Raw genomic sequence first — 12,000 nt, forward strand, 5'->3', positions numbered from 1 at the left:
GCGGTGTGTATACGTGGAGTGCGGAGGTGGTGGCGTGGCGTGGGGCGGTGCAGGTGAGGGCCGATTGTCACAGGTCTGCAACGGGGGCGGTCGCTGTCGGCCGGGCTGAATCCGGTCCGCCGGCGTCAAGGAGGGTGGTCGGAGCCCGGTCGCCCGTGCCGGCCCGTCCGGCGCCCGGATCGAGGCCGTTCAGGCCGAGGGGGGTCCGGGGGCGGGGCCCTCGGGGCCGGGGGGCCGCCCGCGCCGGGGTATCGGCCCGGCCCCGCCGGGCAGCCTCCCCGCATCCCGCAGAGCGCTCCGCAGCAGGAACTCGATCTGCGCGTTCGCCGACCGCAGCTCATCGGAAGCCCACCGGGCCAGCGCGTCGTACACCAGCGGATCGAGCCGCAGCAGCACCTGCTTGCGCTGCTGCGGCCGACGCCGAGGGGCCGCCCCCTCTTCGGGGGAGGTCACTGGTAGAGCGTCCCCGTGTTCAGTACCGGCTGCGGAGCCCGGTCCCCGCACAGCACGACCATCAGGTTGGACACCATCGCCGCCTTCCGTTCCTCGTCCAGTTCCACGATGCCCTGCTCGGCGATCCGGCTCAGCGCCGCCTCGACCATGCCGACCGCGCCGTCCACGATCTCGCGCCGCGCCGCGACCACCGCGCCCGCCTGCTGTCGCTGGAGCATCGCGGAGGCGATCTCCGGAGCGTAGGCGAGATGCGTGAAGCGGGACTCGACGATCCGCACCCCGGCGGCCGCCACGCGCGCGTGCAGCTCGGCGGCGAGCTTCTCGGTGATCTCCTCGGCGTTGCCGCGCAGCGAGAGCCCGTCCTCGTCGTGGGCGTCGTAGGGGTACTCGATGGCTATGTGCCGGACGGCGGCCTCGGTCTGGGTGGAGACGAACTCCACGAAGTCGTCCACCTCGAAGGAGGCCTGCGCGGTGTCCTGCACCTTCCACACGACGACCGCGGCCAGCTCGATGGGGTTGCCGTAGGCGTCGTTGACCTTGAGGACGGCGGTCTCGTGGTTGCGGACGCGGGTGGAGATCTTCTCGCGGGACGTGAAGGGGTTCACCCAGCGCAGTCCGTCCTCGCGGATGGTCCCCCGGTAGCGCCCGAACAGCTGCACCACGCGGGCCTCGCCCGGTGCCACCGTGTTCAGCCCGCACATGGCGAGGAAGGCGGCGAGCGCGACCAGAACGCCGCCGGTGATCAGCGCGGCCTTGCCGCCGACCGCGGTCACGGCCGTGGCGGCGACGATCATCCCGGCGCCGACCAGCAGGCCGACGAGGCCGGACAGCAGGGCGAGGCCGCCGCCGACGCTGCGGGCCGGGAACTCGTTCACCCGCGGGGCGGGCATCTCGGGCGCGTCGACGGTGGTCGACGGGTCGTGCGTGGACATGGGTTCCCCCGTTTCTCGCGAGCGAGTGAGCCGATGGGACGGCGGTCGCCCGCGGGTCAGCTGCGATCTAGCTAAGTGATATCACTTTATCGCGCGATGGCAACCCTCGGCCCCTCTCGTACGTCGGTCTGGTGGGAGGGATGTGCCGGTTCCCCCGCGAGGGGTGCTGATTCTCACGCCCTCGCGGGGCCGGATCGAGACCCCTTTGTCACAGAGAGCGGTGTTAGCTTTCTGAGCTGACCTGCCTCCGGGCACTGGTGTGACTGCCGACTAGGAAGCGGAGCGAACGGACTCATGGGACGAGCGGATGAGAGACGAGCGCGACAGCGTGGTGGCCGTCGCGCGGCGCCCGGGAACCGCTCGTCGCAGACGACGGCTCCCGAGTCGCGCGCCGCGTCGCTGTCGTCGGCGGAGGGCGCGACGCCCGCCGCGGTGGGCGGGCGCGCGGCGTCCCGCCGCGGCGCGCGGAAGGGCGGCAAGGCAGCGGCGGGCGGCAAGGGCCGGATACGCCGCCTGTTCACCTGGAAGAAGGTGCTCGGCACCTTCCTCGGCTTCACGGTGCTCGTCATCGGCGCCTTCATCGTCCTGTACGTGACGACGCCGATCCCCGACACGGCGAACGCCGACGCGAAGCTCCAGAGCAACGTCTACAAGTACAGCGACGGCACCCTGCTGGCTCGCGACGGCAAGCTCAACCGGGAGAACGTCGACCTCGCCGACGTCCCCAAGCCCGTCCAGCACACCTTCGTCGCCGCCGAGAACAAGACCTTCTACGAGGACGCCGGTGTCGACCTCAAGGGCACTACGCGCGGTGTGCTCAACACGGTCATGGGCAAGGGCGCCCAGGGTGGTTCGACGATCACGCAGCAGTACGTCAAGAACTACTACCTGACCCAGGAACAGACGGTCACCCGCAAGCTGAAGGAACTGGTCATCTCCCTGAAGCTGGACCGGGAGAAGTCCAAGGACTACATCCTGGCCGGCTACATCAACTCCAGTTACTACGGCCGCGGCGCCTACGGCATCCAGGCCGCGGCCCAGGCCTACTACCGCGTCGACGCCGACAAGCTCAGCGTCCCCCAGGGGGCCTACCTCGCCGCGCTGCTCCAGGCCCCCAGCCAGTACGACTGGGCCGCCGCCTCCGAAACCGGCAAGAAGCTGGTCCAGCAGCGCTGGAACTACGTCCTCGACAACATGGTCGAGAAGGACTGGCTGGGCAAGACCGAGCGCGAGGCCATGAAGTTCCCGATCCCCGAGGAGCCCAAGGCCACCCCCGGTCAGGAGGGCCAGGTCGGCTACCTGGTGAAGGCGGCCAACAGCGAGCTGGAGAAGCAGCTCGTCACCCAGGGCGTCGCCGACGACAGCCAGGAAGCCGAGGCGATCGTCAGCGCCGGCGGCTGGAACATCACGCTCAACATCGAGAAGAAGAAGCAGAAGGCGCTGGAGACGTCGGTCAAGGACCAGCTGACCAGCAAGCTGGACAAGAAGAAGCGCTCCGTCGACGGTGACGTCCAGGCCGGTGCCGTGTCGGTGAACCCGAAGACGGGCGCGGTCGTGGCGATGTACGGCGGCGTGAACTACGTCGAGCACTACACCAACAACGCCACCCGCACCGACTACCAGCCGGCCTCCACCTTCAAGCCGGTGATCCTGGCCGCGGCCCTGGACCAGGGAGCGGTGACGCAGGACGGCGAGAAGATCAGCGCGAACACCGTCTACGACGGCACCAGCAGGCGCCCGGTCGTCGGCAGCGACATCGGGTTCGCCCCGCAGAACGAGGACGACGTCGACTACGGCGACGTCACCGTCCAGACCGCGATGAACGCGTCCATCAACTCCGTCTTCGCCCAGCTCGGCGTCGACGTCGGCATGGACAGGGTCCTCAAGACCGCGAACGACCTCGGCATGGACACCGCGGACCTGAAGGCCGTACCCGCGCAGACCCTCGGCACCATGGGCGCGAGCCCACTCCAGATGGCCGGCGTCTACGCCACCCTGGACAACCACGGCAAGAAGGTCACGCCGACGCTCATCAAGTCGGCGGAGAACAGCGTCCACGCGGTGCAGCCGGCCGACCCCATCGGCGACCAGGTCATCACCCGCAAGGCCGCCGACTCGGTCACCTCGGTGCTCACCGGCGTGGTCGACGACGGTACGGCGCGCAAGTCCGTACTGGAGAACCCGAAGCGCAACGGCCAGAAGGTGGCGGGCAAGACGGGCACCTCCGACGACAACAAGTCGGCCTGGTTCACCGCCTACACGCCCGACCTGGTCACCTCGGTCGGCCTCTTCGGCGAGTCCGCCGAGCCGCCGCACCCCCAGGTCACCCTGACCGGCGCGACCGGCCTGATCCCCGGCAAGGGCCGGATCAACGGCGGTGGCTACCCGGCGCAGATCTGGGCGACGTACACCTTCGGCGTCTCCAGCAAGGTCAGCAAGTTCGACCTGGAGACCGACCAGGGCGCGGCGGTCCAGCCGACCATCACGCCGACGCCCTCCCAGTCGCCGTCCAAGGAGCCGTCGCACGAGCCGACCACGGCGACCCCGTCGACCAAGCCGCCGAAGACGCAGACTCCGTCGCAGCAGCCCACTACGGAGGAACCGTCCGAGTCGCCCACGACGGAGGAACCGTCGGAGGAACCCACCACGGGGGAGCCGACGACGGAACAGCCCGAGAACCCGCTGGATCCGCAGTTCGGCCAGTAGGGGCGAGGGCGGAGACGACGGACGAGGGGGCGCCCGGCATCATGCCGGGCGCCCCCTCCTCCGTCGTCCTGCCGCCGAGGCGGTCTAAGAGCCCCGGTTCAGCTCGAACCAGACCACCTTCCCGGTGCTCAGCCGGGTCGCCCCCCACCGGCGGGCCAGCCGGTTCACCAGGTACAGCCCGCGGCCGCCCTCGTCCGTGGCGCGGGCCTGCCGCAGCCGCGGCAGCTGCGGCACGTCGTCGCCGACCTCGCAGCGCAGCACGTCGGTGCGCAGCAGCCGCAGCGTCACGGGCCGGGTGGCGTACCGGACCGCGTTGGTGACCACCTCGCTCACCAGCAGCTCGACGGAGTCCGTCATCTCCTCCATGCCCCAGCGGGCCAGCGCCCGCCGGGCCAGCCGCCGGGCGCGCCCCGGAGCCGCGTCCTCCGGCTCCAGGAACCAGTACGCGACGTCACTGGGAGCGATCCCGTCGAAGCGGGCGGCGAGCAGCGCGATGTCGTCGTCCCGGTCCCCCGGGCCGAGCATGTCGAGCACCTCGTCGCACAGGGCCTCCAGGGGCGGCGGATGGTCGGGACCGGTCAGCTGCGCGGTCGCGGCGAGCTTCTCGCGCAACTGCTCTATGCCGGTCGCCACGTCCCGCAGCCGGGACTCCACCAGGCCGTCCGTGTACAGAAGCAGCGTGGCACCGGCGGGCGCGTCCAGCTCGACGGCCTCGAAGTCGACGCCGCCCACCCCGATCGGGGCGCCGGGCGGCACCCGCAGCACCTCGGCCCGGCCGCCCAGGTGCAGCAGGATGGGCGGGGGATGGCCCGCGTTGGCGATGGTGATGCGGTGCGACACCGGGTCGTAGACGGCGTAGAGGCAGGTCGCCATGCGGTCGGTGCCGAGGCGCTGGGCCTGCTCGTCGAGGTGGTGCAGGACCTCCTGGGGAGGCAGGTCCAGCCCGGCCAGCGTCTGGGCCGTCGTGCGGAGCTGGCCCATGATGGCGGCGCTGGTCATGGAGTGCCCCATGACGTCACCGACCACCAGCGCCACGCGGCTGCCCGGCAGCGGGATCGCGTCGTACCAGTCGCCGCCGACCCGCGCGGTCTCCGCGGCGGGCAGATAGCGCGAGGCCAGCCGCACACCCGTCGGGCGCGGCAGGGTCTCCGGCAGCATCGTGCGCTGGAGCTCGTCGGCGATGTACGCCTCGCGGTCGTACAGCACCGCCTTGTCGATGCCCAGGGCGCTGTGCGTGGCGAGCTGCGCGGCCACCAGCAGGTCGTCCGTCTCGAACGGGATGCGTTCGGGGCGGCGGATGAAGACCGCGGCGCCGATCACCCGGCGCCGGCCGCGCAGCGGCGCGAGGATCGCGCGCTGACCGCCCGGAATGTCCAACCGGTTCTCCGCCCCGAGGAGTTCGGGCAGCGCGGCGGTCGCGGCCGGGGTGTCGGCGAACACCGGACGCACCCCGCGCAGCACCTCCGCGAGCGCCCCGCCCGGCCGGACCTCGCACAGTTCCGCGATCGCCGCAGAGAGTTCGGACAGCTCCGGCGTCTCGAGGGGCGGCATGCCGAGCTGCGCGAACCCGGGCTCGGGCCGGCGCTCCTCGGGGATCCGGTCGGTGCGCCGCAGCCGCAGCACGACGCGGTCGGCGACCGGCCGCTCGTCACCGACGGGCAGCGGGTCGCGCAGATAGACCAGGATCGCGTCGGAGAAGGTCGGCACGGTGGCCCGGCACAGCCCCATCACGATCTCGTCCAGGTCGAGGCCGCGGGCGATCCGCCGGGTCGCCGCGCCCACGAAGCGCAGCCGGTCGCCGTCCCGCCGCATCGGCGTGGGCTGCCGGCCGGCCGTGGGTGCCTGCCCGGTGCGCCGGTCCCGGCCGTCCGGGGGGCGCTCGGCGCGGGTCTCCGCGCCTGGCTGGAGCGGTATGACCTCGGGTGCGGGGCGCGGCCGGTGGGCGTCCGGCTCAGCGGCCGCGGGCTGTGAGTGCTCGGTGTCGGAAACGGCCGGATCCTTCCCCTGGGGGCAGGGCGCCGGACCGCCCGGCGCGGTGGTGCTGCCCGGCGTGGCGTCGGTACGGGCCTGGGGGGCGGTGGACGGTAAGGCGGCGCCCGACGCGGGTCCCTGGGCGCGAAGGAGCGCCCCGCGGGCGTCCGTGGGGTCCACGCCCTGGGGGCGTTCGTACGAGGTGGGCTGCTCCGTCACGCCTGTCGAATCCGTCCGTCCGGGGCTGCGCGCCGCGCGTGCAGTCGGTCCCGCAGAGAACCCGATACCCGGAATACATGTCCCTGGAACGGAATTCCCGCGTGGTCAGAGGCTGTTCCTGTGCAACCGGTGGAGCCACCGCGGCCCCTGCCGGCACTGCCCTCGTACCCCTCGCTCACGTCCTGCCGCCCCTCGGTGACGTTAGGTCAGACCCGGCGCTCGCTCCGGGAGTTGCGGTTGAAGCGCCCTTGCGGAGGACGATCCTACGTTTGCCGCCCGGGGGCACATCAAGGGTCTCATGTGGACAGGCGCGCGGGCGTTCGGTCCCAGTCCTGCGGCAGCGACGGTACCGGCCAGGACGGGTCCGGGCGCCAGTTCTCCCAGCCGTCGGCGAAGGGCGCACCCCAGGCACGGATCACCTCCACCGCCGCCCGGCCGGCCTCCCGGACCCGCTCGGCCACGGCCACGTCCATCAGTCCGTCGTGCTGAGCCTGCGCGAACTCGTCCTCGTCGCGCCAGCCCCAGGAGCGGTCGGGATAGACGCACAGGTCCAGGAAGTGGTCCTCGGAGTCCACGCCGCCGTCCCAACGCGCGAGGGGTTCCTCGAAGTTGACATACCAGTTCTTGAACTGCCAGCCCGGCTCCCAGAACAACCACACCGACCAGGGCTCGCCGGGCCGGGCCAGCTTCAGCACACCGGTGCCGAACCAGCGGCCCGGCACCGTCGTGCGCGGTTTGGTGTAGCGCGTGCGCAGGGGCTCCTGGTGCGGGGGAGTGCCGTCGGCGAGCACGGGCCTGACGCACTGGGTGCCGGGCGCGAGCCACACGGCGAGCAGCTCCCCGTCGTCCCGGACGACGGTGACGGGGCGCGCGATGTGGACACCCGCGCCACCGTTCTCCCGATACCGCCACAGGATCTGGTCCCCGGGCCGCCACAAGCCCGTCGCCCCGCCCGTTCCCACGCGCCTCACCGCTCCGCCGTCTGCCATGCACAGATATTAGGTGCCATGGGCATACGACGCTGCGGGTGCGCCTGATGGTTCTCGTGCCGGGCGGGAAAGGTCACGGACGTGTCATCCGCAGGACGTCGAGCGCCTCGTCGAGCTGCTCGAGCGTGAGGTCACCGCGCTCCACGTAGCCGCCGTCGAGTACCGTCTCGCGGATCGTCCGGCGCTCCGCCAGTGCCTTCTTGGCGACCTTCGCGGCCTCCTCGTACCCGATGTACTTGTTCAGTGGGGTGACGACGGACGGCGACGACTCGGCGTACTCGCGGGCCCGTTCACGGTGGGCGACGATCCCGTCCACGGTCCGGTCGGCGAGCAGCCGCGACACGTTGGCGAGCAGCCGGATCGACTCCAGCACGTTCTTGGCGATGACCGGCAGCATCACGTTCAGCTCGAAGTTGCCGGCCGCGCCCGCCGTGGCCACGGTGGCGTCGTTCCCGACGACCTGCGCGGCGACCATCAGCACCGCCTCCGGGATCACCGGGTTGACCTTGCCCGGCATGATCGAGGACCCGGGCTGGAGGTCGGGCAGCGAGATCTCCGCCAGCCCGGTCCTCGGCCCGGACGCCATCCACCGCAGGTCGTTGGCGATCTTCGTCAGTCCCACGGCGATCGTCCGGAGCTGCCCGCTGGTCTCCACGATGCCGTCGCGAGCGCCCTGCGCCTCGAAGTGGTCGCGCGCCTCCGTCAGCGGCAGCCCGGTGACCCGGGCGACCTCCTGGATGACGGCCGCGGAGAAGCCGGGCGGGGTGTTGATGCCCGTTCCCACCGCCGTGCCGCCCAGCGGCAGTTCTGCCAGCCGGGGCAGGGACGCCGTGAGCCGCTCGACGCCGTACCGCACCTGCGCGGCGTACCCGCCGAACTCCTGACCCAGGGTCACGGGCGTGGCGTCCATGAGGTGGGTGCGCCCCGACTTCACCACGTCGGAGAACTCCTCAGCCTTGCGTTCCAGGGAACCGGCCAGGTGCTCCAGGGCGGGGATCAGGTCGTGGGTGACGGCGGCGGTGGCGGCGATGTGGATCGACGACGGGAAGACGTCGTTGGACGACTGCGAGGCGTTCACGTGGTCGTTCGGATGGACGTCCCGACCGAGCCGTTCGGTCGCCAGTGTGGCGACGACCTCGTTGGTGTTCATGTTGGACGACGTCCCGGAACCCGTCTGGAACACGTCCACCGGGAAGTGTTCGTCCCACTTCCCCTCGGCCACCTCGGCGGCCGCCTCCTGGATCGCCTCGGCGATCTCCTCGTCGAGCACGCCCAACTCGGCGTTCACCTTCGCGGCGGCACCCTTGATCCGGGCGAGCGCCTCGATGTGCGCGCGTTCGAGGCGCTGTCCGGAGACGGGGAAGTTCTCCACGGCGCGCTGCGTCTGCGCCCGCCACTTGGCATCCGCCGGTACGCGGACCTCACCCATGGAGTCATGCTCGATGCGGTATTCGCTCATACCCGGTACAGCGTGCGGGCAGCCCCGCTTGTTCCGGGCGGTGGGCTGTCCGGGGTGCGACGCCCGCCCTCCCCACGCTCGGCCGCGCTCGCGGGAGGGGAATCCCCTCTCGACCCGCCGGCCGCCCCCAGCCCAGTGGCCTGGGGGGCGGCAGCCCCCGGGGACGGGAGGGGAGGGCGGGACCGGAAGCCCACTACGCCTGCCCGGCCCCCCGCACAGGAATCGACGTGAACGTCGGCGACGGCGCCGGATCCCGGAAGAAGTCGTTCCCCTTGTCGTCGACGACGACGAACGCCGGGAAGTCCTCCACCTCGATCCGCCACACCGCCTCCATCCCCAACTCCTCGTACTCCACGACCTCCACCTTCTTGATGCAGTCCTGAGCGAGCCGGGCCGCGGGCCCGCCGATGGACCCGAGATAGAACCCGCCGTGCGCCGCACACGCGTCAGTGACCTGCTGCGACCGGTTCCCCTTGGCGAGCATCACCTTCGACCCGCCGGCCGCCTGGAACTGCTCGACGTAGGAGTCCATCCGCCCGGCGGTGGTCGGCCCGAACGACCCCGACGCGTACCCCTCGGGAGTCTTCGCCGGCCCGGCGTAGTACACCGGGTGGTCCTTCAGGTACTGCGGCATCTCCTCCCCCGCGTCCAACCGCTCCTTGATCTTGGCGTGCGCGATGTCCCGCGCCACGACGAGCGGCCCGGACAGGGACAGCCGGGTCTTCACGGGATGCCGGGTCAGCTCGGCGAGGATGTCGTCCATCGGCCGGTTCAGGTCGATGCGCACGACGTCCCCGTCGGACTCGAGGTGCTCGTCCGTCGTGTCCGGCAGGAACCGCGCCGGGTCGGTCTCCAACTGCTCCAGGAAGACGCCCTCGGCGGTGATCTTCGCGACGGCCTGCCGGTCCGCGGAGCACGACACCGCGATCGCGACGGGGCAGGACGCACCGTGCCGCGGAAGCCGCACGACCCGCACGTCATGGCAGAAGTACTTGCCGCCGAACTGGGCGCCGATGCCGATCTTCTGCGTCAGCTCGAAGACCTTCTCCTCCAGCTCCTTGTCGCGGAAACCGTGCCCGAGCGGCGAGCCCTCGGCGGGGATCTCGTCGAGGTAGTGCGCCGAGGCGTACTTGGCGGTCTTCAGCGCGTACTCGGCGGAGGTGCCGCCGACGACGATCGCCAGGTGGTACGGCGGGCAGGCGGCCGTACCGAGGGAGCGGATCTTCTCCTCCAGGAACCTCATCATGGAGGCCTCGTTGAGGACGGCCTTCGTCTCCTGGTAGAGGAAGGACTTGTTGGCGCTGCCGCCGCCCTTCGCCATGAAGAGGAACTTGTAGGCACCGCCGTCGGTGGCGTACAGCTCGATCTGGGCCGGGAGGTTGGAGCCGGTGTTCTTCTCCTCCCACATGGTGAGGGGAGCCATCTGCGAGTAGCGCAGGTTCAGGTTCAGGTACGCGTCGTAGATGCCGCGCGAGAGGGCCGCCTCATCGGCACCCTCCGTGAGCACGTTCTGCCCGCGCTTGCCCATGACGATGGCGGTGCCGGTGTCCTGGCACATCGGGAGCACGCCGGCGGCCGCGATGTTCGCGTTCTTCAGCAGGTCCAGGGCGACGAACTTGTCGTTGCCCGACGCCTCGGGGTCGTCGATGATCCGGCGCAGCTGCGCGAGGTGGGCCGGGCGCAGGTAGTGCTGGATGTCGTGGATGGCCTCCTCGGCGAGCTTGCGCAGCGCCTCCGGCTCCACCTTGAGGAAGGTCCGCCCGTCGGCCTCGAAGGTGGAGACACCCTCGGAGGTCACCAGCCGGTAGGGGGTGGTGTCCTCTCCCATGGGGAGCAGATCGGTGTACGCGAACTCAGGCATCTCGCCCATTCCTCACTCGACAGACAGCGCGGCCGGCCTCCATTGGCAAGCGCCCACCAGCGTAGAACGCGCGACTGACAGCGACCTTGTGAGGTAAGGCTCAGTTCGGCACCGATCGGCCACGGAGGAGGGGTATCGCGATCTATCGTGTTTGGGTACGCTGCTGCCGTGGACCTTCAGAAGCAGACCGAACCGCCTGTCGCGATGAGCGAGTTGCGCGCCTCGGACGCCGACCGCGACCGCATCGCCGACATCCTGCGCGAGGCTCTCGCCGAGGGGCGCCTCACCGCCGACGAGCACGCCGAGCGCGTCGAGGGCGTGCTGGCCGCGAAGACGGTCGGCGAGCTGGACGCGTTCATCCGGGACCTGCCCGCCGCCCACCAGCGGCATGCCCGGCCGCCCATGCCGGCCCCCAACCGTCCCGCGGCCGGCGCGATCCCGGCCGACCCGGACGACAACCTGGTCGCGATCTTCAGCGCCTCCGTCCGCAGGGGCCGCTGGCGCGCGGGCCGCCGCATCCACGCGTACGCGATCTTCGGCAGCGTCGAGATCGACCTGAGCGAGGCGATCTTCGAGTACCGGCAGGTCGTCATCAAGGCCTTCTCGGTCTTCGGCAACGTCGAGATCCGCGTCCCGGAGAACGTGTCGCTGCGCGGCACCGGCGGCGGCGTCCTCGGCAACTTCGAGGTGGACACCCTCGATTCGCCCGACCCCGACGCCCCGGTCGTCTACGTCGACGGCTGGTCCGTCCTCGGCAACGTCGAGGCCCGACCCGAGCGCGGCAAGGTCGTCGCGGACATCCTCGACCGCGTCCACCGCAAGCTGGACAGAAGTCTGCGCAAGCACCTGGACCGCTGACGCTCGTGGATCCGGCGGTTCGGAACGCAGTGCATAGGCGCGCGCACAGCGGGTAGGCCTTGCTGCGTCGTCTCTCGCTCGCGAAGCCGTCGTCAGGAGTAGACCGTGCTGCAATCGCCGCATTCGTCCCAGGTCGCTGCCGTGCCGGCCCAGCGGGTGCCATCGCGAGACAGGGACCAAGACGCGCCATGGCACACCGAAGCGGTGTGCCGACGCGACGAGGCAGGCCTGTTCTTCGCCCCCTCCAAGGAACCCACCGCCGCCCGGCTGTCCCGCGAGGAGGCGGCCAAGCGGGTCTGCGCGCGCTGCCCGGTCATGGTGGAGTGCCGGGAACACGCCCTGCTGCAACCGGAGCCCTACGGCGTCTGGGGCGGCCTGACCGCGGCGGAACGCCGAGTGGTCCTGGCCCGTCGCCGCCGCCGAGACGTGGAGATGAAGCAGGCGACCAGGCCGACGGACCGCATAGCGGCGGCCGGCTAGAGCCCGACGCCCACGTCGGAGAGGGCGCCCCCACCGCACCGGGGGCGCCCTCTTCGGCGGACGGGCCGCCGC

At 71.2% G+C, this 12,000-nt stretch carries 9 protein-coding genes; 3 read left to right on the top strand and 6 right to left on the bottom strand.

The window, feature by feature from the left end:
• Positions 1 to 189: 189 nt before the first annotated feature.
• The gene (locus tag ACZ5Y0_RS05130) at positions 190 to 453 is read right to left on the bottom strand and encodes a type II toxin-antitoxin system antitoxin (protein ID WP_469127233.1); all 264 of its coding nucleotides are present in this window, start codon (positions 451 to 453) and stop codon (positions 190 to 192) included.
• On the bottom strand, positions 450 to 1,385 hold the full coding sequence (locus tag ACZ5Y0_RS05135) for an SPFH domain-containing protein (protein WP_469127234.1): 936 nt from the start codon (positions 1,383 to 1,385) through the stop codon (positions 450 to 452). Before ACZ5Y0_RS05135 ends, ACZ5Y0_RS05130 begins: the two co-directional genes overlap by 4 nt.
• A gap of 294 nt (positions 1,386 to 1,679) precedes the next feature.
• Here ACZ5Y0_RS05135 and ACZ5Y0_RS05140 point away from each other — a divergent pair, with 294 nt between their 5' ends.
• Entirely contained in the window at positions 1,680 to 4,091 is a 2,412-nt protein-coding gene (locus ACZ5Y0_RS05140) for a transglycosylase domain-containing protein (protein ID WP_469127235.1), read from the top strand.
• Positions 4,092 to 4,175: 84 nt separating this feature from the next.
• Here ACZ5Y0_RS05140 and ACZ5Y0_RS05145 read toward each other — a convergent pair whose 3' ends face one another.
• The 4 genes from ACZ5Y0_RS05145 to ACZ5Y0_RS05160 form a co-directional block, all read right to left on the bottom strand.
• A complete protein-coding gene (locus ACZ5Y0_RS05145) occupies positions 4,176 to 6,281 on the bottom strand; it encodes a SpoIIE family protein phosphatase (protein WP_469127236.1) in 2,106 nt (701 codons plus the stop codon).
• Positions 6,282 to 6,577: 296 nt separating this feature from the next.
• Positions 6,578 to 7,270 carry a cytidylyl-2-hydroxypropylphosphonate hydrolase gene (fomD, locus tag ACZ5Y0_RS05150; RefSeq protein ID WP_469127237.1) on the bottom strand — a complete coding sequence of 231 codons (693 nt, stop codon included), beginning with the start codon at positions 7,268 to 7,270 and terminating at the stop codon, positions 6,578 to 6,580.
• A gap of 73 nt (positions 7,271 to 7,343) precedes the next feature.
• Entirely contained in the window at positions 7,344 to 8,729 is a 1,386-nt protein-coding gene (locus ACZ5Y0_RS05155; protein ID WP_469127238.1) for a class II fumarate hydratase, read from the bottom strand.
• A gap of 193 nt (positions 8,730 to 8,922) precedes the next feature.
• Entirely contained in the window at positions 8,923 to 10,590 is a 1,668-nt protein-coding gene (locus ACZ5Y0_RS05160) for a fumarate hydratase (RefSeq protein WP_469127239.1), read from the bottom strand.
• Between the two features lie 168 nt (positions 10,591 to 10,758).
• Between ACZ5Y0_RS05160 and ACZ5Y0_RS05165 the strand changes: the two genes are divergently transcribed.
• A complete protein-coding gene (locus ACZ5Y0_RS05165) occupies positions 10,759 to 11,448 on the top strand; it encodes a DUF1707 SHOCT-like domain-containing protein (RefSeq protein WP_469127240.1) in 690 nt (229 codons plus the stop codon).
• 105 nt (positions 11,449 to 11,553) lie between these two features.
• Complete coding sequence (locus tag ACZ5Y0_RS05170; RefSeq protein WP_469127241.1) at positions 11,554 to 11,928, top strand: WhiB family transcriptional regulator; 375 nt, start codon at positions 11,554 to 11,556, stop codon at positions 11,926 to 11,928.
• The last annotated feature ends 72 nt before the right edge of the window (positions 11,929 to 12,000 follow it).

The organism is Streptomyces sp. NPDC033216 (assembly GCF_055577115.1).